This window comes from Streptomyces galbus (assembly GCF_005280195.1).
Lineage (GTDB): Bacteria > Actinomycetota > Actinomycetes > Streptomycetales > Streptomycetaceae > Streptomyces > Streptomyces galbus.
In genome coordinates this window covers 237,765-261,322 of sequence record NZ_SZPR01000010.1, presented here as the reverse complement: position 1 = coordinate 261,322, position 23,558 = coordinate 237,765, and the positions used below count along the sequence as shown (strand labels likewise).

The following is a 23,558-nucleotide window of genomic DNA, read 5'->3' as shown; positions in this document are numbered from 1 at the left end:
AATCCTGTGACCATGTCCCGCGATCACGTGCAGTCCGCCGAGCGCCCCACCGACGACGGTGCGGCGCCGCCGAGCGACACCGAGGCGCCCTTCCTCGACCTGCTGGCCCGGGGCGCCACCGCCGACGCCTACGAGCAGCCGCTGCTGCGCGCCCGCGCCGAGGGCCGACCGGCCGAGCGGATCGCCGCCCTGGAGCACGCCAAGCTGCTCGCGCTGCGCGTGCGCGCCGAGCTGGAGGGCCGGCGCCGGCGCGAGGCCGAGCTGTCGGCGCTGTTCGAGACCGCCCACGACCTCGCCGGGCTGCGCGACGTGGACGCCGTCCTGCAGGCCATCGTGCAGCGCGCCCGCTCGCTCCTGGGCACCGACGTCGCCTACCTCAGCCTCAACGACCCGGCGCGCGGCGACACCTACATGCGCGTCACCGAGGGCTCGGTGGCCGCCCGCTTCCAGCAGCTGCGCCTCGGCATGGGCGAGGGACTGGGCGGGCTCGTCGCCCAGACGGCCCGGCCGTACGTCACCGACGACTACTTCCGCGACGAACGCTTCCGCCACACGACCAGCATCGACGCCGGCGTGCGCGACGAGGGCCTGGTCGCGATCCTCGGCGTGCCGCTGATGCTGGGGCCGCACGTGATCGGGGTGCTGTTCGCCGCCGACCGGCGGGCCCGCGTCTTCGAACGCGAGCAGATCGCGCTGCTCGGCTCCTTCGCCGCGCTCGCGGCGGCCGCCATCGACACGGCCAACCTGCTCACCGAGACGCGCTCCGCCCTCGCCGACCTGGAGCGCGCCAACGAGATCATCAAGGACCGCAGCGGCGTCATCGAGCGCGCCTCCGACGTCCACGACCGGCTCGCCGAGCTCGTCCTGCGCGGCGGCGGGGTCCACGACGTGGCCGCCGCGGTCTCCGAAGTCCTCGACGGCACCGTCGAGTTCACCGAGGCGGAGGCCGCGCCCGCCGACGCGCTGAAGGCCTCCCGCGCCGAGGGCCACGCCGTGCCGCACCGCGACGACTGGATCGCCGCGGTCACCGCGGGCGGTGAACTCCTCGGCGCGCTGGTGTTGCGCGGCCACCCCGGTCTCGACCCGGTCGACCAGCGCACCCTGGAGCGGGCCGCCATGGTCACCTCGCTGCTGCTGCTGGCCCGCCGGTCCGCCGCCGAGGCGGAACAGCGCGTGCGCGGCGAACTCCTCGACGACCTGCTCGACGCCCGCGACCGCGACCCGCGCCTGCTGCGCGACCGTGCCGCACGGCTGGGCGCCGACCTGGACGCCACCCACGTGGTGCTGGCCGCCCGCCTCGACGCCGCGGCCCCCGACGCCGACCACGAGGCGGACGCCCGCCGCCGCCTGTGGTCCGCCGCCTCCCACCTCGCCGCCACCCGGCAGGGCCTCGCGGCGGCCCGCGACGGGGGCACCGTCCTGCTGCTGCCCCTCGCCCCCGGCGACACCGCCACCGACCTCGCCCGCCGCACCGCGCGCCACCTGGGCACCGCCGTCCACGAACCGGTGACCGTCGGCGCCTCCGCGCCCGTGGCCCATCCCGCCGCCGACCCGGAGGCGCTGGTCGCCGCGTACGAGGAGGGCCGCCGCTGCCTGGACGCGCTGCGGCTGCTGGGCCGGGCCGGCGACGGCGCCGCCGCCGAGGACTTCGGCTTCCTGGGCCTGCTGCTGGCCGGGGACCGCGACATCGGGGGCTTCGTCGAGCGCACCATCGGCCAGGTCGTCGCCTACGACGCGCGGCGCGGCACCGATCTGGTGCGCACCCTCGACGCCTACTACGCCTGCGGCATGAGTCCGGCCCGCACCAAGGACGCCCTGCACGTCCACGTCAACACCGTCGCCCAGCGCCTGGAGCGCGTCGGCCGTCTCCTGGGCGACGACTGGCAGAGCCCGGCCCGCGCCCTGGAGATACAACTGGCCCTGCGCCTGCACCGGTTGGCGGGCCCGGCCCCGAGCTGACCTGGCACCACCGGCCCTTGAACCCCCACGAACGGCACCGGCCCCCGTACGCCGGGCGCGTACGGGGGCCGAGGAGCGGTGCCGGTGATCCGGGTCAGGCCCCCGCGGTGCGGGCGTCGGCCGCCGGGGCGGGGGCCTCCCCGGTCGCCTCCGCCTCCTCCTCCGCTGCCGAGGCGTCGACGTCGGCCAGGTCCCGGTGCCTGGTCTCCTTGGCCACTCCGACGGCGAGGAGCGTGAGCAGCGCCGCGGCGATGACGTACAGGGCGATCGGCGTCGAGGAGTCGTAGTCCGACAGCAGGGCGGTGGCGATCAGCGGCGCCGGGGCACCGGCCGCGACGGAGGCGAACTGGGCGCCCATGGAGGCACCGGAGTAGCGCATCCGGGTGCCGAACATCTCGGAGAAGAAGGCGGCCTGGGGTGCGTACATCGCGCCGTGCAGCACCAGTCCGACGGTGACGGCGAGGACCAGGTTGCCGAAGCTCGCGGTGTCGACGAGCCGGAAGAAGGGGAACATCCACAGCCCGATGCCGGCCGCGCCGAACAGGTACACGGGACGCCGGCCGACGCGGTCGGAGAGCGCGCCCCAGGCCGGGATGACGGCGAAGTGCACGGCCGAGGCGATGAGGACGGCGTTCAGGGCGGTCTGCTTGGACATGTCGGCGGAGGTGGTCGCGTACACCAGGATGAAGGCGGTGATGACGTAGTAGGAGATGTTCTCCGCCATCCGCGCGCCCATCGCGACGAGCACGTCCCGCCAGTGGTGGCGCAGCACGGCCACGAGCGGCAGTTTCTCGGCGGCGTCCGCGCCGCGCGCGGCCCTGCGCGCCTCGGCGGCGGCGAGGGCCTGCCGGAAGACGGGGGACTCGTCGACCGAGAGGCGGATCCACAGCCCGACCAGGACCAGCACCCCGGACAGCAGGAACGGCACGCGCCAGCCCCAGCTGGTGAACGCGTCGTCCGAGAGCACCGCGGTCAGCAGGGACAGCACGCCGGTCGCGAGCAACTGCCCCGCGGGCGCGCCGGTCTGCGGCCAGGAGGCCCAGAAGCCGCGTCGCCGTGCGTCACCGTGCTCGGACACCAGCAGCACGGCGCCGCCCCACTCGCCGCCGAGTGCGAAGCCCTGCACCAGCCGCAGCAGGGTCAGCAGCACCGGGGCCGCGGTGCCCACGCTGGCGTGGGTCGGCAGCAGCCCGATCGCGAAGGTCGCCCCGCCCATCAGCAGCAGGCTCAGCACCAGCAGCTTCTTGCGGCCGAGCCGGTCCCCGTAGTGCCCGAAGACCAGCGCGCCGAGCGGCCGGGCCGCGAAGCCCACGGCGTAGGTCAGGAACGACAGCAGGGTGCCGACCAGCGGGTCGGAGCCGGGGAAGAACAGCTTGTTGAAGACCAGGGCGGCCGCGGAGCCGTAGAGGAAGAAGTCGTACCACTCGATGGTGGTCCCGATGAGGCTGGCGGCGACGATGCGCTTGAGGTTGTTCGGGGCCGGTGGAGCGGTTGCGGGCGACGACATCGGCACCACTTCCTGCAGTGTGACGGGGACGTTGGGTACCGCCACACCGTAGGAATCCGCACGTCAGGCGCACATGTGGCCGGGCAACATAGTTAGAGCCTTCGCTATGCGCCCGGCCACCATGCCGGCTCGTGGAAACGTGAACCTATTCGACCTTGGCCCAGTCGAGCGTGCGCTCCACCGCCCTCTTCCAGCCCGCGTATCCTTCCTCGCGCTGTTCCTCCGACCACTGGGGTTCCCAGCGCTTGGACTCCTGCCAGTGGGTGCGCAGTTCGTCCGTGTCCTGCCAGAAACCGGTGGCCAGGCCGGCGGCGTAGGCGGCGCCGAGCGCGGTGGTCTCGGCGACGACCGGGCGGCTGACCGGGACGCCGAGGACATCGGCCTGGATCTGCATGCACAGGTCGTTGGCCGTCACGCCGCCGTCGACCTTGAGCACGTCGAGGTGGACACCGGAGTCCTGCTCCATGGCCTCCACCACGTCACGGCTCTGGTAGCAGATGGCCTCCAGGGTGGCCCGCGCCAGGTGGCCGTTGTCGTTGTACCGGGCGAGGCCGACGATCGCGCCGCGGGCGTCGGAACGCCAGTACGGGGCGAACAGGCCGGAGAAGGCGGGGACGAAGTAGATCCCGCCGTTGTCCTCGACGGTGCGCGCCAGGCGCTCGCTCTCGGCGGCATCGCTGATGATCTTCATCTGGTCGCGCAGCCACTGCACCGCGGAACCGGTGACGGCGATGGAGCCTTCGAGCGCGTAGACCGCAGGGCTGTCGCCGAACTGGTAGGCCACGGTGGTCAGCAGGCCGTGCTGGGACCGCACCAGTTCCGTGCCCGTGTTGAGCACCAGGAAGTTGCCGGTGCCGTAGGTGTTCTTGGCCTCGCCGGGCGCGTAGCAGACCTGCCCGACGGTGGCCGCCTGCTGGTCGCCGAGCACACCGGTGATGGGGATGGCCGCCCGTAGCGGCCGGGAGGTACGGGTCTGGCCGAACGCCTCCCGGTGGGAGGACGGGCAGATGGTCGGCAGCATCGCCCGAGGGACGCCGAAGAAGCCCAGCAGCTCGTCGTCCCAGTCGAGGGTCTCCAGGTCCATCAGCATGGTGCGGCTGGCATTGGTCACGTCGGTGGCGTGGACGCCGCCGTCGGGACCGCCGGTGAGGTTCCACAGCACCCAGGCGTCGGTGTTGCCGAAGAGGGCGTGGCCCTGCTCGGCCGCCTCGCGGACCCCGTCGACGTTCTCCAGGATCCACTGGATCTTGCCGCCGGAGAAGTACGTGGCCGGCGGCAGCCCCGCCTTGCGGCGGATGACGTCGCCCTGGCCCGAGCGTTCCAGCGCCGCCGCGATGGAGTCGGTACGGGTGTCCTGCCAGACGATGGCGTTGTAGTAGGGGCGGCCGTTGCGCGGGTCCCAGACGACGGTCGTCTCCCGCTGGTTGGTGATGCCGATGGCCGCCAGGTCCTCCGCCGAGAGGTTGCCGTTGCGGAGCGCGGTCTGCATCACCGAGTTGGTGCGCTCCCAGATCTCCACCGGGTCGTGTTCGACCCACCCCGAGCGCGGAAGGATCTGTGAGTGCTCCAGCTGGTGCCGTGCCACCTCGTTGCCGGCATGGTCGAAGATCATGAAACGGGTGCTGGTGGTCCCTTGGTCCACCGCGCCGACGAAGTCCGCCATGGAATGCCGCCTCTCGTTGGGCTCTCCCGGGGCCGCCGGATCGACGGCGGCCCCGGGAGCCGGTCAGCTCTCGTCCGGGGCCGGGACCCGTCCGGGGGGCTCCGGCTCAGCGGTCGGCAGGAACCGGCCGATGAAGAACTTGTACAGGGCCGCCCCCAGCAGACCGCCGATCAGCGGACCGACGATCGGCACCCAGAAGTAGAGGTGCCCGTACTGATCTCGCCACGCCCCGCCGTACCCGGTGAAGAAGCTGGCCAGCCGGGGACCGAAGTCGCGTGCCGGGTTGATCGCGTAACCCGCGTTGGTACCCCAGGCCATGCCGATCGCCACGACGATCAGACCGACGATGAACGGCGCCAGGTTGGCACCGGGGGGCGTGTTGAGCAGGTCCGTGACCGCCAGGATCAGCAGCAGCAGGATCGCGGTGCCGATGATCTGGTCGCGGAGCGCGCCCCAGTCGCTGACCGGCAGGTTCGGGTTGCCGTTCGCGGGGAGCGTGGAGAAGACGCCCTGCGTCTTGATCGTGTGGGTGGGGTCCGCCTTCGCCAGCGCCTCGGTGTAGTTCCACCGGACGAGCAGGGCCGCCACGAAGGCGCCGGCCGTCTGGGCCAGCGCGTACGGAGCCACCTTGCTCCACGGGAAGCCCTTGAACGTCGCCAGCGCGACCGTCACCGCGGGATTGAGGTGAGCGCCGCTCAGCCTCGCCGCCACGTACACGCCCAGGGTGACGCCCAGGCCCCAGGCCCAGGCGATGCTGTCGTGGTTCCCCAGGCCGCCCGGCGGATTGGTGAGTGCCCCGCCCGCGACCACCTGAGCCACCACGCCACAACCGAAGAGAATGAGGATCATCGTGCCGGCGAATTCCGCTGACAGCTCGCCGATCAGCCCTGATCTCCTGAGTCGCTCAGCCATGGGTGCCCGCTTCCCGCCGGCCCAAGGGTCGGCCGTCGACTGCCCCGAGTCTTCGGGACATCATTTTAGGACCGGTGCGGGCCGAAGGCGCGCCGGGCGACGGGAGAACACGGAAGTCGTCCGCCGCGTGGCGCCGGGACCGCGGGGTGAGCATCGACGGCCGGGGGCCGGCGGCCGCTGCTGATGCGGGAGCCCGGGTGTCGGCGCAGACTGGCCGGGTGACCGGTACGCACCTGACACGGGGTCGGAACGTCACCAGCGCCGGCCGGGCCACCTCGCAGCCGCTGGCGCTCGCCGCGATGATGTGCGCGGTGGCGATGACGTACATCGACCAGACCGTCGTTTCGATCGCGGCCCCCAGCATCGTCTCCGAACTCGGCCTGTCCGGCTCGGGGATGCAGTGGGTCGTCAACGCCTACCTCCTCGCACTGGCCGCCTTCTTCGCCCTCGGCGGCCGCCTCGCCGACCTGTGGGGCCCGCGCCGGGTCGTCGTCCTGGGCACCGTCGTGTTCGTCGTGTCCTCGGTCCTGTGCGGCTGCGTTCCCGCCGACGACTACGCGCTGACCTGGCTGATCGTCTTCCGCGCCACCCAGGGCCTGGGTGCCGCGCTGCTCTTCCCGGCCGCGCTGGCGGTGGTGGTGGCGGTGTTCCCCGTCGAGCGCCGCGGCCGGGCCCTCGCCCTGTTCTTCGGACTGACCGGCGCGCTGACCGCGATCGGGCCGCTGCTCGGCGGCTGGCTCACCGCGTGGACCTGGCGCGCCATCTTCTGGGTCAACGTCCCGGTCGCCGTCGTCGCCCTGGTCCTCACCGCCCTCGCCCGCATCCCCGACCGCCGCCGCGACGAACGGCTGGACGGCGTCGGGGCCCTGCTCGTGGCGGCCGGGATGGGGCTGAGCGTGCTGGGCTTCCAGCAGGCGTCGGCCTGGGGCTGGGGCAGCGCCGCGACCTGGGGGTGCATCGTCGGCGGCCTCGCCGTGCTGGTCGTCTTCTGCCGCTACGAGCTGCGCACCCGGCACCCGTTGATCACCCTGGCGGTGTTCCGCGACCGGGCGTTCACGGTGGACACGCTGGTGCTGTTCTTCTCGATGACGGCGTTCGTGCCGCTGTTCTTCTTCGCCTCGGTGTACGCGCAGGTGTCACTGAGCGCCTCGCCCAACCAGGCGGCCCTGTACCTGCTCTACATCTTCGCCGGCTTCGCCCTCGCCTCGCAGTGGGGCGGCCGCATCCTCGACAAGCGGGGCGCCCGCCCGGCCATGAAGATCGGGTGCGCCGTCGGCGCCGTGGGCTTCTACCTGTGGGCCGGCAAGCTGACCGACCTGTCCATGCACGACCAGTGGCCGTACGCCGCGCTCGCCGGCGCGGGCATCGGCTTCGTCCTGGCGCCCGCCTCCACGGACGCCGTCAACCGGGCCATCGACGCCTCCTACGGCGAGGTCACCGGCATCACGCAGACCGTGCGCAACTACGCCGCGAGTGTCGGCCTCGCCCTCTTCGGGGCCCTGCTGACCCATTCCCTGACCGACCACGTCGTCGACACCCTGCAGTCGCGCGGCCTGTCCTCCGGCACCGCCCACGCCGTCTCCCGGGACGTCGCCGAGTCGGTCACCGGCAACCCCGACGCCCACACCCCGAGCGGCGACGGACCCGTGGCCACCACCATGCGGGACGCCATGGCGTCGATCCGCACGGACTTCGCCCAGGCCAACCAGTGGGTGTTCTACGGCATGGCCGCCGCCATGGCCCTCGCCTTCCTCGTCGCCCTGCGCCACCCCGGCGGCGTCGCCCCGTCCCAGGCCGCCGACGCGGCAGCCGAGGGCGCGACGAGCACGGGCCGTACGGAGCAGGCGTCGGCCGGGGACGAGCGGGGGCCGCGCCCGGGTCGATGAGGAGCGCTCCCGCGACCCGTCCCATGGATCATCCGCATCGTGCGTGACCAGGCCCGGGAGGGGCACTCGGAGCGCGACGGAGGGAGTCAGACATGGCCGACGGTGATTTCTACACACGGGACCGCCCGGATGACGCGACCCTGCCGGAGGACCGGCCCCGGGGAGGTGGGCCCGAAGACTCACCTCGTCGGCGGACGAAGCCCGTGTGGCTGGTGCTCGTGCTGGTGGTGGTCATCGCCGTACTGCTGGCCATCTTCCTGCCGTAGGGCAGGCCGGCAGCACAGAGGAGAGGTCCGCCGGGCGCACCGCCCGGCGGACCTTCCCTGTGCGACGTCTAGGGACCACACCTAGATCGGCAGGCCGATCACCCCCCACCCCCTGCGCGCCGCCTCGCCGACCACCTCCGCCCAGCCGCGCACCAGCTCGGCGAACTCGTCGAACCCGGCGATCCACTGCCCCGGCTCCCGCCCCGCCAGCTCCCCGTACGGCACCCGCAGCCGCTCCAGCCCAGGCGCGGCCTCGCGCCACCTGTCCCGCAGCCGTGCCACCGTCTCCGGGCCGCGCACGATCACCGGCCCGGACCGCCACAACCCCTCCAGCGAGGGGAACACCCCGGGGTCCACCTGCTCGGCCTCGACGTCGGCCCGCGGCCCCCACCAGATCAGCCCCTCCAGGAACTCGTCCAGCGCCGCCCGCACCTCACCCTCCGCGGCTCCCCGGACCTTCTCCCACCCCTCCGCCGCCCAGAAGTGCGGCTTGTACGAGCCGAGTGTGCCCCGGAACTCGTACCGCCCCAGCCAGGACCGCTCTGCCGCGGCCGGCCACACCCACCCGTCGACGACATCGCCGTCGCCGTCGCCGTCGCCGTCGCCGTCGCCGTCGGCGTCGTCGTCCCCGTACGCCGCCTCCTGTACCACCCGCAGCCGTTCCTCCGCGGGCACCCGCGCCAAACGCGCCCAGTCCACGACCAGCACCGTGATGTCCACACCCATGCGGTGATGCTAGGGGGTGTCTCGTCGATCAGGCCGGGCCGGCGGCGCCTGGCACCGCGCCTCGCGGCGTTGTCGTCGGCTTCCCCCAGGCGGTCGCCGCACACCACGTCCAGGCCTCCGGCGGACCCGGCGACCTGGACGCGCCGGTGCTGTCCATCACGGCCGGCGACGCCGGACGGCCGGTGGTCACGCCGGCGGCCACCCCGCTGCGGCGTCCGGTCCGGGAGAGACGGCTCGATCCGCGCCCCCTGCGCATCACTCGACGGCACTCCCGGACCGACGACCGACTGATCCGGACGGAACCCCCTAGCCGCGTCGGCCCGCCGGGTCGTGCGCGGCTTCCTCCTCGCCCGCGGTCACGGCCCGGTCCGCGCCGTGCGTCCCCGCCGGTGCGCGGTCGGCGTGGCCCGGCCACCAGGCGGCGTGGCCGATCAGCGCGGTCAGGCTCGGCGTGAAGAACATCGCCATGACGAACGCGGCGATCGCGATGCCGAAGGACACCGCGAAGCCCATCTCGGTGAGCAGGGAGTTGCCCGCCAGCATCATCGTGGCGAAGGTGGCCGCCAGGATGAAGCCGGCCGCCGCGACGGTGGGACCGGCGTGCCGCAGGGCCATGCCGGCCGCCTCGCGCGGGTCGCGGCCCTCGCGGGCCTCCTCGCGGAGCCGGGCGATCATCAGGATGTTGTAGTCCGTGCCGATGGCCACCACGAACAGATACATGATCACCGGGAGCATGAACATCAGCCCCGGGTGCCCCTGGCCGTTCTGGAAGATCCACACGGTGGCGCCGAGCGTCGCGCCGAAGCCGAGGCCCACCGAGGCGATCAGGTACCAGGGGGCGACGACACTGCGCAGCAGCAGGCCCAGGATGAGCATGATCAGCAGGGCGGCGACGGGGAAGACCGTGCGGTAGTCGTGGTTGACGGCCGCGTCGATGTCCTTGTAGATCGAGGACATGCCGCCCACCAGCGCCTCGGTGCCCTCGGGCGCGTCGGCGTGGGCGACGTCGCGCACCTCGCCCACGGTGTCGATGGCCTTGTCCGTGGACGCCTCGTACTTGAGGGTGACGGTGAAGTCGGCCGTGGTGCCACCCTTGTTGAGCTGGCTCAGCCTGGCGCTGGCCACGCCGTCCACGGAGCCCAGCTTGCGGGCGTACGCGTCGAAGCCGGCCTTGTCGAGCGGCTTGCCGTCGGTGCTGCTGAGGTAGACGTCGGTGGGTGCGGCGGCGCCCGCCGAGTACGCCTTCTGCATCTCGTCCTGGACGACCATGGACTCCTTGGTCTTCGGCATGGAGCCCGACGCCAGGTCGAAGGTGGCGTTGAAGCCGAGCGTGCCGAGGGACAGCACCAGCAGCACGATGCCGGAGAGCGCGGTGGTCAGCGCCGGGCGGCGCTGCACCCCGCGGCCGAGCGCGGCGAAGCGGGCGTTCTCCGGTTCCCTCTGCCAGGACTTGGACGGCCAGAAGACCTTCGGCCCGATGAGCGAGACCACGGCCGGGATCAGCGTCAGGCCCGCGATCAGGGTGACGGAGACCGCGATGGCCAGGGCCGGTCCCATCTGCTTGAGGAAGCCGAGCGTGGACAGCACCAGCGCGAAGAAGGCGATGATGACGGCGCCGGCCGCGGAGGCGATGGCCTCACCGACCCGGGCGACCGCGTTGATCATGGCCTGCTTGGGTTCGTCACCGGCCCGCAGGCGTTCGCGGTAACGGAACATCAGGAACAGGAAGTAGTCCGTCCCCACGCCGAACAGCACGACGATGAGGATCGACGACACGGAGCTGTTGGCCTGGAGGTCGAACAGCTTGGTGGCGTACGCGATCAGCCCGTTGGCGATGGCGGACACCAGGCCGATCAGGATGAGCGGCAGCACGGCCAGGATCGGCGCCCGGAAGATGATCAGCAGGGTGACCAGGATGATCACGAACGTGCCGATGCCGATGAGTGCCTCGCCCCGTTTGGAGGAGTCCTGCTGGTCGAGGGCCTGCGCCGCCGAACCGCCGAGCTTGGCCTCCAGCCGGGTGCCCTTGGTGAGCGCCTTGACGTCGTCCCGGAGTTCCTTCGCCGCGTCGGCCTGCTTGGGCTGACCGGCGTTCTTGCTGTCCATCTGCACCAGGGTGAGGGCGTACCTGCCGTCCTTGGACGGCTGGCCGGGGATCACCCGCTGCACCTGGTCGATGTGCTTCTTGCCCAGCTCGGACGTGATCCGGGCCACGTCCTGCTGGTCGGCGGCGGTGAGCTTGCCGCCGTCGGTGCGCTGGTAGAGCGCGATGGCGGACGGGGTGAAGGCGCTGGGGAACGCCTTCTGCTGCACGTCCGCCGCCTTGATGGACTCGTAACTCTTCGGCAGGAAGCTGCTCTCGTCACTGCTCGACGGCAGTGAGGGAGCCGTGGCCACGATCGCCACCGCGGCGATCAGCCAGGCCACGATCGTCCAGACGGGATGTCGGACGACTGTGTTGCCAATACGTCGGAACATGCGGAAGGTCCTCCTGGACAGGAAGATCACCGCAACCCGGGGAGCGGACCCTGGCACCGGCGACCTCGACCGGCCCACGCCTGAGGGCCGGTCGCATCGTTTGCTGAGGCTCACATCGTAGTGGCGCGGCAAGATCCCTCCGCCCCACGACCCCGGGGAGGCGCGACGATGCGCCACGCACGTCGGCGGGGCCGCACGGCCGGGCCCTGTGCCCCGGCCGGGGCGGGGCGGGCCCTCCTGACGGCTTGTCAACGCCCCGCCCTCGCGTCCCCGGACGGTCCTCGACGACCGAATCGCGACGGGTCTGGACACGGGCCCGCGGCCCGGCTTAGGCTTCCAGTCCAGAAGTGGACGCGTAGTCCAAGAATGCCGTCGGACGCGGCCGCTGAGGACGTCCGGACGGTGACACGTGACCAGTGACAGGTGACAGGTGACAGGGGCCGGCCGTATGGACGCACCGCAGGACCGCGGCGGAGCCGACGAGCACCTGGTGCGGGAGGCCGAGAAGATCGCCGTCGCGCTGGGGCGGATGTTCCCGGGCCTGTGCGAGGTCGTGCTGCACGATCTGCGCGACCCGCGGCACGCGATCCGGGTGATCGAGAACAACCTCTCCGGCCGGCAGGTCGGCGACTCCGTGACCGAACTGGGACTGGCCCGCATCGCCGACCCGGACTACCCCGGCGTGCTGCAGAACTACCCCAACCGGTTCCCCGACGGACGCCCCGTGAAGAGCACGTCCATCGGCATCAAGAACACCGAGGGGCGGTACGTCGCCGCCCTGTGCCTGAACCTCGACGTCTCCGTGCTGTCCCCGGTGACCCTCGCCCTGTCCCAGCTCGTCGCCACCGACACCGGCCACCCCGCCCAGCCCCCGGAGACCCTGCGCGACCGCAACGCCCGCGAGCTGCGCCAGGCCGTCGAGGCGCTGTCGGCCGAACGCGCAGCCACCCCACGCTCGTTGAGCCGCGCCGACAAGCGGGCGCTGGTGCGCCGGCTGCACCACGACGGCTGGTTCGACCAGCGGGACGCGGCACAGACCATCGCCGACCTGCTCGGGGTGTCCCGGGCCACCGTCTACAACTACACGAAGTAAGAGGACACGCCATGGCCGCCGTACCGCCCGTATCCTTCGACGACGTCCGCGGGGCCGCCGCCCGCCTGCGGGGCATCGCGCACCGCACCCCCGTCCTCACCTCCCGCACCCTCGACGAGCGGGTCGGCGCCGAGGTCTTCGTCAAGTGCGAGAACTTCCAGCGGATCGGCGCCTTCAAGTTCCGCGGCGCCTACAACGCCGTCGCACAGCTCACTCCCGCACAACTGGCCCAGGGCGTCGCCGCGTACTCCTCCGGCAACCACGCCCAGGCCACCGCCCTCGCCGCCCGCGAGCTCGGCACCACCGCCGTCATCCTGATGCCCGAGGACGCGCCCCGCTCCAAGCGCGAGGCGACCGCCGGATACGGCGCGGAGATCGTCACCTACGACCGCTACACCGAGGACCGCACCGCGCTGGGGGAGGCCCTGGCCAGGGACCGGGGCCTCGCGCTGATCCCGCCGTACGACCACCCGCACGTCATCGCGGGACAAGGCACCGCCGCGCTGGAGCTGTTGGAGGACACCGGCGGCCTCGACGTGCTCCTCGTGCCGGTCGGCGGCGGCGGCCTGATCGCGGGCAGCGCCACCGCGGCCAAGGCGCTGCACCCCGGCGTCCGGGTCATCGGCGTCGAACCGGAGGCGGGCGACGACACCCGGCGCTCCCTCGCGAGCGGCGAGCGGGTGGTCATCCCCGTACCGCGCACCATCGCCGACGGACAGGCCGTGGCGACGCCGGGCGAGATCACGTTCGCCCTGAACCAGCGCCTGGTCGACGACGTCGTGGTGGTCTCGGACGAGGAGATCGTCCACGCCATGCGGTTCGCCTTCGAACGCCTGAAGATCGTCCTCGAACCCAGCGGCGCGAGCGCCCTGGCCGCCCTCCTGTCCGACCGCGTCGCCCCCCGCCCGTGCAGGATCGGCGTGATCGCCTCGGGCGGCAACGTGGACGCGGCGCGGTTCGCGGAACTGCTGGGGGAGTGACCCGCCGCGCCGGGCCGGCCGGTCGTCAACCGCGGTGGCCCGCCCGGTCGTCGGCGCTCCGGGGGTAGCGTTCCCCGTATGGATCTCCACACCACCGTTGAGCGCGCTCAACGCCTCAAGGACCTGCACGCCCAGCACCGGCCGCTCGTCCTGCCGACCGTCTGGGACGTCTGGTCCGCGCGGACCGCCGTGGCCGCCGGGTTCCCCGCGCTGACCATCGGCAGCCACCCCCTCGCGGACTCCCGCGGGGCCGACGACCACGAGGGGCAGACCTTCGCGGAGGTCATCGCCGCCGTCGCACCGATCATCGCGGCGGTCGACGTCCCCGTCTCCGTGGACCTGGAGGCGGGGTACGGGCAGAAGCCCGCCGATCTCGTCGCCGGGCTCATCGAGGCCGGCGGTGTCGGCCTCAACATCGAGGACACCGTCCACTCCGACGGCGGCCGCGTGCGCAGCACCGAGGAGCACGCCGCCTTCGTCGCCGGTCTGCGCGCGGCGGCCGACGACGCGGGCGTCCCGGTCTGGGTGAACGGGCGCACCGACCTCTTCCTGCACGCGCAGGACGCCTCCGGCGTCCTCGACGAGGCGGTCGAGCGGCTGCGGGCCCTGGAGCGGGCCGGCGCCGACAGCGTCTACCCGGTGGGCATCCAGGACGACGACGAGCTGCTGACCGCCGTGACCGGCGCCGTCGGCATCCCGGTGAACTCCACGGCCCACCCCGTCAAGCACGACCTCGAGCGCTTCCGCCGCCTCGGCGTCGGCCGGGTCACCTACGGCCCGCTGCTTCAGTTCGCCCTCACGGACACCATGAAGGACATGCTCAAGCCCTGGGCGCCCTGAGGGCTTCCCCGGGCGGCGGAGCCGTCCTCGGGTGCGTCCTCGGGTGCGCCGGCTCCGCCGACCGGGGGACCCCGGACCTGACGCCACGTCAGCCAGAACCGTGTCGCCAGCGGCTTCTCCGTCAAGCGTGGCGCGCACCTCCCCGGGGTTTCACCCGGTTGCCCCGCGTTGCGGGCCCGACACGCCGGGGCGGCGTTCACCCGCCTGAGCATCCCGAGTGGTGCGGGACCGGGCCCTGACTGACGGTGGTTCAGTCAGGGCCGGGTCGGTACAGCTGACGAAGAGCCAGCTGCCCGGTCGTGGCGGAAGGACCCTCACATGCGTTCTGTTCGCATCATCCTCGCCACCGCGGTGGCGTCGGCGTCCCTCGCCGTCGCCGCGCCCGCGGCCTTCGCGGCCGGAGGTGACTGGGACCACGACTCCTCCTCGTACAGCAAGGAGAGCAAGGAACACGGATCCTCCACCAAGGAGCACGACGGCGGCGGGAGCCACGACGGCCCGCACGGCGGTGTGCACACGGGTGGCGGTGCGCTGACCATGACGAAGGGGGACGACCCCGGCGCCCGCGACCCGAAGTTCGACCCGGAGACCTACAAGGACAAGGACAGCGACCACGGTGGCTCGTCCTGGACCAAGGACGAGGGCGGCGAGTCCTCCTCCTGGACCAAGGACAAGGACAACGAGGGCTGGAGCGGCGACCACGAGAAGCCCCGCGGCGGGATGCACACCGGAGGCGGCGCGCTGGCCGCGCCCACCGTGACCGCGGGCGGTCTGGCCGTCCTGGCCCTCGCAGGAACCGGCCTGTACGCCGCGCGCCGCAAGAAGTCGGCCCACGGCCTGGCCTGATCCATGCCGGACGCGATAGAGCCGCGGCCGCCACCGGTGCATCGTGTGGCGGCCGCCCGGCGTCCGCGCCCGGTCCGCCCCTCCTGCCGTGCCCAGAGGTGATCCTCGATGACCGTCCCTCCCGCTTCCCCCTCCGGCGACGAGCCCGAACCGGCCGGCCAGGGGTCCCGCGGCGGCCTGACCGTGCTGTGCGCCGTGGCCCTGCTGCTCGTGGCGATGAGCCTGCTCGGCGGCCGTGACCGCGCCGTCGACGCACCCGGCGCGGCGGCCGCCGCGTCCCGCCGCCCGGCCGTCCCGCAGGCCGCCGCCCCCGCGTCGCCCGCCGGCGATGCGCCCGTGCGCGAACTCCCGCGGTCGCGCCCCGTGCGGCTGCTCATCCCCAAGATCGGGGTCGACGCGCCGTTCACCCGGCTCGCCCTCGGCTCCACGGGGCAGCTCCAGCCGCCGCCCGCGAACGACACCAACCTCGTCGGCTGGTACGCCGACGGCGCCTCCCCGGGTGAGCTGGGCACCGCCGTCATCGCCGGGCACGTCGACACCAAGACGTCGGCCGCCGTCTTCGCCAACCTCAACGAGCTGGAGAAGGGCGACGTCTTCCAGGTCGTGCGCGCCGACGGGCGCAAGGCGACCTTCGAGGTCGACACCGCCGAGACCTTCGCCAAGGACGACTTCCCCAGCGAGCGCGTGTACGCCGACACCCCCGACGCCCAGGTGCGGCTGATCACCTGCGCGGGCGTCTACGACCGCACGGTCCGCGACTACAAGGACAACCTCGTGGTCTTCGCCCACCTGGTCTGACCCCCCACGGCGGCCCCGGCCGGACACCCCGCCCGCCGGTCACCCGCGCAGTCCACACGGATCGCGCGCCGCGGCCGACCGGCACAGGATCGAGTCGCGCCCCCGGCGCCCCCGTACGCACCGCCCCTCAACGGCGGTCCCGCACCGCCCGTCCACGGCGTCCCCACCGCCCGCGGCGGCCCCCAGCGTCCCCGTCCCCTCCCCGCGAAGGAGTTGTGCCCAGGATGACCACCACGTCCGCGCCCGTCTCGCCGCCGCCGACCGGACAGGCGTCGCAGCGCGTGTCCCAGTCCGTGTTCGACGGCTCCCTGCTCCGCGTCATCCTCCTGGTCGACGTCCACGACGGCGCCCAGCAGCAGTTCCTGGAGGCGTACGAGCAGCTCTGCAAGCAGGTCGCGTCCGTCCCCGGGCACGTCAGCGAGCAGCTCTGCCAGTCGATCGAGAACCCCTCCCAGTGGCTCGTCACCAGCGAGTGGGAGAGCGCGCTGCCCTTCCTCACCTGGGTCAACAGCGAGGAGCACGTGCGGATGGTCCAGCCGCTGCACGGCTGTGTCCGGGACACCCGCTCGCTGCGTTTCCACGTCGTCCGCGAGGTCGGGGGCTCCGGGACGCAGGCCGGCAAGGGGACCCTGCAGGCCGCCCCGCGCATCGGTGACGGGGTGATCCGGCACGCGCTCACCTTCACGGTGAAGCCGGGCAGCGAGGAGACCGTCGCGAAGATCCTCGCCGACTACGCCTCGCCCGACCCGCGCGTCGACGACACCACCCGGCTGTGCCGCACCTCCCTGTTCCTGCACGGCAACCGGGTGGTGCGGGCCATCGAGGTGCGCGGTGACCTGCTCGCGGCCCTGCGCCACGTCGCCCGGCAGCCCGAGGTGCGGGCCGTCGAGGAGGCCATCAACCCGTACCTGGAGCAGGACCGCGACCTCGACGACCCCGACTCCGCGCGCGTCTTCTTCACCCGGGCGGCGCTGCCCGCCGTGCACCACGTCACGGTGGAGCAGGAGGACCCGACGGCCCGGCGGCACGCGCTGTTCTACCCGGCCCGGCCGGAGTGCGGGATGCGGCTGGCCGAGGAGCTGGCCCGGCACGACGAGGCGGCGGCGGACGACCCGAGCAGCCCGGTCCTGAGCAGCACGATCTTCCAGCGGGACGACGTCGTCGTACGGCTGCTCGACGTGCGCGTCGGCCTGGACGACGCGGGTCTCGGGCGGTGCCTGGGGCTGTCCGGCGCCGCGCGGGTCAGGGAGCTGACCACGCTGCTGGACGGCCCGGACGCGGTCGGCGTCCAGGACGGCGACCTGCCGCGGATCGTGGAGCTGGCCCGGATGAGGGCGGTCACCGACCGCCGCTCGCCGCAGGGCTGACCGCGCCGCACACACCACGGCCGGCCGGGCCCGCGAGAAGCGCGGACCCGGCCGGCCGTCGTGCCGGGTGCCCCCCGGTGATCCGGGGGAGTCACCCGCCACCGGTCACTTCGGGACGGTGCAGTCGAACGCGTGCAGGTACGAGTTGACCGGCCGGACGTCGTCGACGACCAGCCCCGCCTCCGTCAGCCGGGAGATCATGCTGTCGGTGGTGTGCTTCGCCCCGCCGACGTTCAGCAGCAGCATCAGGTCCATCGCGGTGCTGAACCGCATCGACGGGGTGTCGTCGACGAGGTTCTCGATGACGACGACCCGGGTGCCCGGACCGCCGGCCTCGACGACGTTGCGCAGCAGCCGCGCCGTGCTCTCGTCGTCCCACTCCAGGATGTTCTTGATGACGTAGACGTCGGCCTTGACCGGGACGGCCGTACGGACGTCGCCCGGCACGATCCGCGCCCGGTCGGCGAGGTCGCCGCCCGGAAGCAGCCGCGGCAGGGCGTTCTCGACGACCCGCGGCAGGTCGAGCAGACTGCCCTGCATCGACGGGTACTTGTCGAGCAGGCTCGCCACCACATGGCCCTGGCCGCCGCCGAGGTCGGCGACCGAGGCGCTGCCCGACAGGTCCAGCAGCGCCGCGACGTCCCGCGCCGACTGCTCGCTGGAGGTCGTCATGGCCCGGTTGAAGACGTCCGCCGACTCGGGGGCGTCCTCGTTGAGGTAGGTGAAGAACTCCTTGCCGTACAGGTCCTCGACGACGTTGCGGCCGGTGCGGACCGCCTCGTCCAGCTTGGGCCAGGCGTCCCACGTCCACGCCTCCGTGCACCACAGGGTGATGGCACGCAGGCTGTGCGGGTCGTCCTCGCGCAGCAGCCGGGAGGTGGCGGTGTGCGCGTACGTCCCGTCCGGCTGCTCGGCGAACACGTCGTAGCAGGCCAGCGCCCGCAACAGCCGTCGCAGCGGCTTGGGTTCGGCCTTGACGGCGGCCGCGAGGTCCTCGACGGTCATCGGGGTGTCGCCGAGGGCGTCGGCGACACCCAGCCGGGCGGCGGCGCGCAGGGCGGCGGCGCACGCCGCCCCGAACGCGAGCTCCCTGAGCCGCATGGGCGGCGGCGGAGCAGTCGGTGCGGTCGTCATGTACCGCGTCCTTCCTGGGAGGGGGTGGTGGGGTCCATACCGGCGCTGCGGCGGGTCAGCACAGCCCCGCGGGCCGCGAGGCCCGGCAGGTGTTGTCCTGGAAGGTGTTGGCGCCGCCGGTCTCCGTGTCGACGAGGTCGGCCGGGGAGTTGCCCTCGAGGTGGTTGCCGGTGATCCGGTTCCGGTCGTTGGTGGCGCCGACCAGGCTCTTGAGCAGGACGATGCCGCCGGACGCGGGCGACTCGCCCACGTTGTCCCGGACCTCGTTGCCGGTGACCTGGGTGTCCTCGGTGCCGGTGAGGACGATGCCCGAGCCCTGCAGGGCGAACAGCCGCGCGGTCTTCGGGCAGGACTTGTTGTTGGCGACGACCTGGTTGTCGCGCACGGTGAGGGCACCGGCCTTCGGCTTGTTCTCGTCGCCGACGACGAACACGCCCGCGCAGTTGCCGGTGAGGTGGTTGTGGGCGACGGTCAGGTCGCGCAGCCGGCGCACCGTGACGCCGATCCGGTTGCCCTCCAGCCGGTTGTGCTCGACGACGGTGCCGTCGGTGTCCGTGGCGCCCTGCTCCTCGGCGACGCTGTTGGCGAGGAAGAGGCCGGCGTCGCCGTTGTCACGGGCGGTGTTGCCGCGGAACGTGCCCCGGACCGACTGCTCCTGGGCGATGCCCCACACCCCGTTGCGCACCGCGGTCACGCCGCGCACGGTGAGGCGGTCGGTGTACGCGGCGTGCACGCCGTCGTGGCTGAACCCGGACACCGTCAGCGAGGCCACGGTGACGTCCGTCAGGGGGTGGCCCGCGGTCCCCGTCACGCAGATGCCGTTGCCGTCCGCGGCGCAGCCGGCGGCGGCCTTCCGGGTGCCGGGTTCGACGACCGTGCCGCGGCCCATGCCGCGCAGGGTCAGACCGGGCGTGCTCACCGTGACGCTCTCGTGGTAGGTGCCGAGCGAGACGAGGACGGTGTCGCCGGGCTCGGCCGCGTCCACGGCCCGCTGGATCGATTCACCCGGTTTGACGACGTGGAGCGCATGACCGGCGGGGGGAGCGGCACCGAGGCCCGCTCCGACGATCGCCGCGGTGCATGCCAGATATGCGATGCGAGAGTTCGGCATAATCCGTACGATATGCACGCGTTTCGGGCGTCCGTGGGATAGGTCCATCCGGTGGCGTGTCTCCCGCCGGACGACTCCCCGGAGCGGTGCGGCGAGGGGACCTCAGGGCTGATCGGCCCCCGCGGGCCCGGGGTTCAGTCCGTGCGGCCCGTCGCCGCCACCCCGATGCCCAGGCCGATCATCGTGAGACCGCCGGCTCCGCCGACCAGGGACAGGCGGCGCGGGGAGCGGGCGAACCAGGTCCGGGCGGTGGCCGCGGTCAGGCCCCACACGCTGTCGGACGCCAGGGCGATGGCGTTGAAGACCAGGCCCAGCAGCAGCATCTGGGCCACCACGTGTCCCTGCTCACGGTCGACGAACTGCGGCAGCACCGCCGCGAAGAACACGATGGTCTTGGGGTTGGCGACCCCGACCGCGAACCCCTCCCACAGGGTCCGCAGCCGGCCCCGTCCGGCCCCCTCGGCGGCGAACGCCGCCCGCAGCGACCCGCGCCGCCGCCAGGCCCGGACGCCCAGGTGGACGAGGTAGGCCGCGCCGGCCAGCTTCAGGGCGGTGAACACGAGCACGGACCGCTCCACGAGCGACCCGACGCCCAGCGCCACGGCCACCACGAGGACGTAGGCGCCCAGCGTGTTCCCGGCCACCGTGGTCAGCGCGGCGCGGCGGCCCTGGGCGAGGGCGCGGCCGACCACGAAGAGCACGCTGGGCCCGGGGACCACGATCAGCAGGAAGGACATCGCCGCGAAGGCGAGAAGACGGTCGGTGGAGGGCATGGGGCCATGGAAGCACGGTGGGGGGCCGCCGTTCCCGTCCTTTTCCGCGGCTGCCGCGGTGCGGAAGGGGGCGGGGCGGCCGGATTCGAACCGGCGTCCTCCGAGATGATGTCGCGGCGCACTACCTCTGTGCTACGACCCCGCCTTGCCGTCGATGATAGGGGATCGGCGGTCTTCTCCCCGGCGGGCCCCCCGGCTAGGGTCGCCCCGTGGTCGACGCCGCGTTCGGGGATCCCAGGCTGGCCGTGCTCTACGACCCGCTCGAGGCCGACCGGGCGGACCTGGACGTCTACGCGGCCATCGCCCGGGAGTTGGGCGCGCGCCGGGTGGTGGACGTGGGGTGCGGTACGGGGACGTTCACGCTGCTGCTCGCCGAGCGCGGTCTGGACGTGACCGGTGTCGATCCCGCCCTCGCCTCCCTCGACGTGGCCCGGCGCAAAGCCGGTGCCGGGCGCGTGCGGTGGGTGCACGGTGACGCGGTGGGCCTGCCCGCCCTGGGCGCCGACCTCGCGACGCTGACCGGCAACGTGGCGCAGGCGATCGTCGCGCCGGAGGCCTGGGAGGGCACCCTGCGCGGCGTCCGGAGGGCGCTGCGGCCCGGCGGACACCTCGTCCTGGAGACCCGGGACCCGGCACGCAGGGCGTGGGAGGGGTGGACGCGTGCGGCCACGCGGCGCACGGTGCACGTCGACGGCACCGGCCCCGTCGAGACCTGGGTGGAGGTCACCGACGTCAGCCCGCCGCTGGTCTCCTTCGCCGGCACTTACGTCCTGCACGCCACCGGCGAGACGCTGCACTCGCGTTCGACGCTGCGCTTCCGCACGCGCGCTGAGGTGGAGGCCGCGCTGACCGTGTGCGGCTACGTGCTGGACGAGGTGCGCGACGCCCCGGACCGGCCGGGCAGGGAGTTCGTCTTCCTCGCCCGCCGGCCGGGGGACTGACCGGGACCCCGGCGGGAGCCGGCCGCCCGGCTCAGGGGGCGGCCGGCTCCTCACGGGGTGAGCGGAGCGCTCACGGGTAGGAGGTCAGGTTCGCCACGTTCGTCGAGGAGTTGGACGGGCCGCCCGTGCCGTTGACGACGTGCCGGATGGTGCCGGTGCCGCCCAGGGACACCGTCACCATGCTGGTGAACCGCACGTTCGGGTTGTTCGGTGCCTCGATGGCACGCTCGGCGGCGACGGACGGGTTGACGTTGAAGTAGCAGTAACTGCCCAGTCCGTACGCCTGGTGGGAGGTCACCGAGTCGGCCACCTTGTAGGCCGCGTAGCCCTGGGTGGAGCCGTTGGTCCAGGCCGCCTGGTTCGGCGGGTCGTAGGGCATCTCGTTCTGGTAGAAGTACGTGCGGCCGCCGTTGCCGTTCCACACGGTCTGGTACTTCTGGTAGTGCTCGACGAACAGGCCGTACATGGTGACGTCGTCGCCGTTGACGACCAGTCCGGTGTCGGCCGTGTTGCTGGTCCAGCCGACGCCGCTGCCGTGGTCGGCCCGCCAGATCCACATGTGGTCGCCGATGACGTTGTCGCTGTTGACGACGAGGCTGGTGGTGGCCCGGCCCACGCCGGCGCCGCCGACGCGGAAGTACACGTCGTGCAGCGAGGTCGGGTTCGCCGCGTGCGAGGCGGCGGCTCCGTTCGGTCCGACCTCCACGAGGGTGGCGGAGTTGGTGGTGCCCGCGTCGAAGAGCAGCCCGGCGATCTTCACGCCGTCGACGTCGGCGACCTTGAGCGCGGTGACGCCGTTGTCCGGGACGAACGTGGCGAGGCCCAGACCGAGGACGACGGTGTCGGCACGGTTGACCTGCAGCGTCTGGTCGAGGTGGTAGACGCCCGGGGTGACCAGCAGGTTCTTGCCCGCCGCGAGCGCCGCGTCGATCTGCGCCGCGGTCGCGCCCGGCTTGACGACGTAGAAGGTGTCCAGGGACAGGGAGCTGCCCGCGGGCGTGCCGCCGGCCCAGCTGGTCGCCGTGGAGTTGGTGCGCACGGACGGCACGAACACCCGGTAGGCGCCGTCCCCGTCGACGTACAGGAAGGGCTTCTCGCGGCTGACCGGGGTCTGGGCGACCGTCGTGTACGGGGGCTTGGGGAAGCTCGTGCCGGGCACGCCCTGGCTGCCGACGAAGACCATGTTCCAGTTGGAGCCCGTCCAGCTGCCGAGCTGGGAGTTGCGGGTCAGCCACTGCTGCTGGCTGCCGGAGTCGACTCGCCCGTCGACCTTGCTGTCGGCCAGCAGGCCGCCGCTGGACCAGCCGTTGTCGTCGAGCGCGAGGTTGCCGCGCAGGTGCATCCGGCGGTACGCCGCGGCCTGCGAGACGGCCCAGCGGTCGCTGCCGCCGGTCGGGTTGACGGAGAGGTTCTCCGCGCCGCGCCAGAAGTTCTGCGTCGCGTTGCCCTGGAACCAGTCGGCCTCGGCGTGCACCGCGCCGTTGACGGTGACCGCGTCGGGGGACAGGCCGAGGCCCAGCACCTGGGTGTAGAAGCCCACGTTGACGTCGGCGGAGTAGGCGCCCGGCTTGAACATCACCGCGTAGCGCTGGGAGCCGAACTGGTTGGTCTCCTGCTGCTGGAAGATCGTGTTCAGGCGGCTCTGGATCGTCGAGGAGGACATCGACGGGTCGAACACGACGACGTTCGGGCCGAGGTCGGGGTTGCCTGCCGACTGGGTCACCGGAACCACCTGGAAGCGCTGGGCGGCCGTGCCGTTGCACGGGTACTGCACGAACTGCACGCTGTCGGCGGTGGAGGCGCCCGGGTCGTCCAGGCACTTGCCGCTGTTGCGGTTGACGAAGTGGTAGGCGCCGCCGCCCTCGTCGACCGGCAGCCACTGCTGGTTGGCGCCGCCGCCGTAACTCCACAGGTGGACCGGGGCGTTGTCGGCGGTGGACACGTCGGCGACGTCGGCGACCTGGTTGCTGTCGTTGTGGTTCGCGAGGCGGACGTAGCCGTCGCTCGTGGCCGTCAGCGACCACTGCTGGGCGGTGGTGCCGTTGCAGGAGTACTGCTGGACGGCCGTGCCGTTGGCGGTCGCGGCCGCGCGGGCGTCCAGGCACCGGCCGCTCGCGGCGTTCATCAGCGTCGCCCAGCCGGTGGGCAGGGCGGTGGGCGCGGCCTCGGCCGGGGCCGCGGTCAGCAGGGCCGCGGCGGTCGTCGCCAGCACCGCCGTGACGACGGTGGCGCGCCGGCCCGTCCGCGGCGGACGTGAGAGGGGGGACACCAGCTCTCC

The 23,558-nt window shown here is 72.8% G+C and carries 19 protein-coding genes; 10 read left to right on the top strand and 9 right to left on the bottom strand.

Going from position 1 to position 23,558, the window contains the following annotated elements:
- The first annotated feature begins 12 nt into the window (after positions 1-12).
- Positions 13-1,959, top strand: a complete 1,947-nt coding sequence (locus E4U92_RS09445; RefSeq protein WP_137299847.1) for a helix-turn-helix domain-containing protein — start codon at positions 13-15, stop codon at positions 1,957-1,959.
- A gap of 94 nt (positions 1,960-2,053) precedes the next feature.
- Here E4U92_RS09445 and E4U92_RS09440 read toward each other — a convergent pair whose 3' ends face one another.
- The 3 genes from E4U92_RS09440 to E4U92_RS09430 all read right to left on the bottom strand — a co-directional run bounded on the left by E4U92_RS09440 (position 2,054) and on the right by E4U92_RS09430 (position 6,041).
- Complete coding sequence (locus E4U92_RS09440; protein WP_137299846.1) at positions 2,054-3,466, bottom strand: MFS transporter; 1,413 nt, start codon at positions 3,464-3,466, stop codon at positions 2,054-2,056.
- A gap of 145 nt (positions 3,467-3,611) precedes the next feature.
- Entirely contained in the window at positions 3,612-5,129 is a 1,518-nt protein-coding gene (gene glpK / locus E4U92_RS09435; RefSeq protein WP_137299845.1) for a glycerol kinase GlpK, read from the bottom strand.
- A gap of 63 nt (positions 5,130-5,192) precedes the next feature.
- Positions 5,193-6,041, bottom strand: a complete 849-nt coding sequence (locus tag E4U92_RS09430; RefSeq protein ID WP_137299844.1) for an MIP/aquaporin family protein — start codon at positions 6,039-6,041, stop codon at positions 5,193-5,195.
- Between the two features lie 299 nt (positions 6,042-6,340).
- Between E4U92_RS09430 and E4U92_RS09425 the strand changes: the two genes are divergently transcribed.
- Both E4U92_RS09425 and E4U92_RS35855 read left to right on the top strand, forming a co-directional pair.
- Positions 6,341-7,927, top strand: a complete 1,587-nt coding sequence (locus tag E4U92_RS09425) for an MFS transporter (RefSeq protein ID WP_137300140.1) — start codon at positions 6,341-6,343, stop codon at positions 7,925-7,927.
- 92 nt (positions 7,928-8,019) lie between these two features.
- On the top strand, positions 8,020-8,193 hold the full coding sequence (locus E4U92_RS35855) for a hypothetical protein (RefSeq protein WP_168725076.1): 174 nt from the start codon (positions 8,020-8,022) through the stop codon (positions 8,191-8,193).
- A gap of 81 nt (positions 8,194-8,274) precedes the next feature.
- Here the strand turns inward: E4U92_RS35855 and E4U92_RS35850 are convergent, their stop codons facing one another.
- Both E4U92_RS35850 and E4U92_RS09415 read right to left on the bottom strand, forming a co-directional pair.
- Positions 8,275-8,919 (bottom strand): hypothetical protein, encoded by a 645-nt coding sequence (locus E4U92_RS35850; RefSeq protein ID WP_168725075.1) that lies wholly within the window; start codon positions 8,917-8,919, stop codon positions 8,275-8,277.
- Positions 8,920-9,225: 306 nt separating this feature from the next.
- Positions 9,226-11,397, bottom strand: coding sequence for an MMPL family transporter (locus E4U92_RS09415; protein WP_137299843.1), 2,172 nt, complete (start codon positions 11,395-11,397; stop codon positions 9,226-9,228).
- 448 nt (positions 11,398-11,845) lie between these two features.
- On the opposite strand from E4U92_RS09415, the gene E4U92_RS09410 reads away from it, so the two are divergent.
- The 6 genes from E4U92_RS09410 to E4U92_RS09385 all read left to right on the top strand — a co-directional run bounded on the left by E4U92_RS09410 (position 11,846) and on the right by E4U92_RS09385 (position 17,321).
- Entirely contained in the window at positions 11,846-12,490 is a 645-nt protein-coding gene (locus E4U92_RS09410) for a helix-turn-helix transcriptional regulator (RefSeq protein ID WP_137299842.1), read from the top strand.
- 11 nt (positions 12,491-12,501) lie between these two features.
- Positions 12,502-13,470 (top strand): threo-3-hydroxy-L-aspartate ammonia-lyase, encoded by a 969-nt coding sequence (locus E4U92_RS09405; protein WP_137299841.1) that lies wholly within the window; start codon positions 12,502-12,504, stop codon positions 13,468-13,470.
- A 78-nt stretch (positions 13,471-13,548) separates the two neighbouring features.
- Positions 13,549-14,310 (top strand): isocitrate lyase/PEP mutase family protein, encoded by a 762-nt coding sequence (locus tag E4U92_RS09400; protein WP_137299840.1) that lies wholly within the window; start codon positions 13,549-13,551, stop codon positions 14,308-14,310.
- A gap of 318 nt (positions 14,311-14,628) precedes the next feature.
- The gene (locus E4U92_RS09395) at positions 14,629-15,156 is read left to right on the top strand and encodes a hypothetical protein (RefSeq protein WP_137299839.1); all 528 of its coding nucleotides are present in this window, start codon (positions 14,629-14,631) and stop codon (positions 15,154-15,156) included.
- Positions 15,157-15,264: 108 nt separating this feature from the next.
- Positions 15,265-15,954, top strand: a complete 690-nt coding sequence (locus E4U92_RS09390) for a class F sortase (RefSeq protein WP_137299838.1) — start codon at positions 15,265-15,267, stop codon at positions 15,952-15,954.
- Positions 15,955-16,178: 224 nt separating this feature from the next.
- Positions 16,179-17,321, top strand: coding sequence for a SchA/CurD-like domain-containing protein (locus E4U92_RS09385; protein ID WP_137299837.1), 1,143 nt, complete (start codon positions 16,179-16,181; stop codon positions 17,319-17,321).
- Between the two features lie 105 nt (positions 17,322-17,426).
- Here the strand turns inward: E4U92_RS09385 and E4U92_RS09380 are convergent, their stop codons facing one another.
- The 3 genes from E4U92_RS09380 to E4U92_RS09370 all read right to left on the bottom strand — a co-directional run bounded on the left by E4U92_RS09380 (position 17,427) and on the right by E4U92_RS09370 (position 20,339).
- Positions 17,427-18,455, bottom strand: coding sequence for a methyltransferase (locus tag E4U92_RS09380; RefSeq protein WP_137299836.1), 1,029 nt, complete (start codon positions 18,453-18,455; stop codon positions 17,427-17,429).
- 55 nt (positions 18,456-18,510) lie between these two features.
- Entirely contained in the window at positions 18,511-19,566 is a 1,056-nt protein-coding gene (locus tag E4U92_RS09375; protein ID WP_137299835.1) for a right-handed parallel beta-helix repeat-containing protein, read from the bottom strand.
- A gap of 134 nt (positions 19,567-19,700) precedes the next feature.
- Positions 19,701-20,339: a LysE family translocator gene (locus tag E4U92_RS09370; RefSeq protein WP_137299834.1), complete on the bottom strand. Its 639-nt coding sequence runs from the start codon at positions 20,337-20,339 to the stop codon at positions 19,701-19,703.
- A 209-nt stretch (positions 20,340-20,548) separates the two neighbouring features.
- On the opposite strand from E4U92_RS09370, the gene E4U92_RS09360 reads away from it, so the two are divergent.
- A complete protein-coding gene (locus E4U92_RS09360; protein WP_137299833.1) occupies positions 20,549-21,280 on the top strand; it encodes a class I SAM-dependent methyltransferase in 732 nt (243 codons plus the stop codon).
- Between the two features lie 70 nt (positions 21,281-21,350).
- Here the strand turns inward: E4U92_RS09360 and E4U92_RS09355 are convergent, their stop codons facing one another.
- Complete coding sequence (locus tag E4U92_RS09355; RefSeq protein WP_174863769.1) at positions 21,351-23,549, bottom strand: RICIN domain-containing protein; 2,199 nt, start codon at positions 23,547-23,549, stop codon at positions 21,351-21,353.
- Between the last annotated feature and the right edge of the window lie 9 nt (positions 23,550-23,558).

Bases quoted from the DNA above. Each gene is read 5' to 3' on its own strand.
- E4U92_RS09445 (WP_137299847.1), top strand. From the start codon at position 13: ATGTCCCGCGATCACGTGCAGTCCGCCGAGCGCCCCACCGACGACGGT.
- E4U92_RS09440 (WP_137299846.1), bottom strand. From the start codon at position 3,466: ATGTCGTCGCCCGCAACCGCTCCACCGGCCCCGAACAACCTCAAGCGC.
- glpK (WP_137299845.1), bottom strand. From the start codon at position 5,129: ATGGCGGACTTCGTCGGCGCGGTGGACCAAGGGACCACCAGCACCCGT.
- E4U92_RS09430 (WP_137299844.1), bottom strand. From the start codon at position 6,041: ATGGCTGAGCGACTCAGGAGATCAGGGCTGATCGGCGAGCTGTCAGCG.
- E4U92_RS09425 (WP_137300140.1), top strand. From the start codon at position 6,341: ATGATGTGCGCGGTGGCGATGACGTACATCGACCAGACCGTCGTTTCG.
- E4U92_RS35855 (WP_168725076.1), top strand. From the start codon at position 8,020: ATGGCCGACGGTGATTTCTACACACGGGACCGCCCGGATGACGCGACC.
- E4U92_RS35850 (WP_168725075.1), bottom strand. From the start codon at position 8,919: ATGGGTGTGGACATCACGGTGCTGGTCGTGGACTGGGCGCGTTTGGCG.
- E4U92_RS09415 (WP_137299843.1), bottom strand. From the start codon at position 11,397: ATGTTCCGACGTATTGGCAACACAGTCGTCCGACATCCCGTCTGGACG.
- E4U92_RS09410 (WP_137299842.1), top strand. From the start codon at position 11,846: ATGGACGCACCGCAGGACCGCGGCGGAGCCGACGAGCACCTGGTGCGG.
- E4U92_RS09405 (WP_137299841.1), top strand. From the start codon at position 12,502: ATGGCCGCCGTACCGCCCGTATCCTTCGACGACGTCCGCGGGGCCGCC.
- E4U92_RS09400 (WP_137299840.1), top strand. From the start codon at position 13,549: ATGGATCTCCACACCACCGTTGAGCGCGCTCAACGCCTCAAGGACCTG.
- E4U92_RS09395 (WP_137299839.1), top strand. From the start codon at position 14,629: ATGCGTTCTGTTCGCATCATCCTCGCCACCGCGGTGGCGTCGGCGTCC.
- E4U92_RS09390 (WP_137299838.1), top strand. From the start codon at position 15,265: ATGACCGTCCCTCCCGCTTCCCCCTCCGGCGACGAGCCCGAACCGGCC.
- E4U92_RS09385 (WP_137299837.1), top strand. From the start codon at position 16,179: ATGACCACCACGTCCGCGCCCGTCTCGCCGCCGCCGACCGGACAGGCG.
- E4U92_RS09380 (WP_137299836.1), bottom strand. From the start codon at position 18,455: ATGACGACCGCACCGACTGCTCCGCCGCCGCCCATGCGGCTCAGGGAG.
- E4U92_RS09375 (WP_137299835.1), bottom strand. From the start codon at position 19,566: ATGCCGAACTCTCGCATCGCATATCTGGCATGCACCGCGGCGATCGTC.
- E4U92_RS09370 (WP_137299834.1), bottom strand. From the start codon at position 20,339: ATGCCCTCCACCGACCGTCTTCTCGCCTTCGCGGCGATGTCCTTCCTG.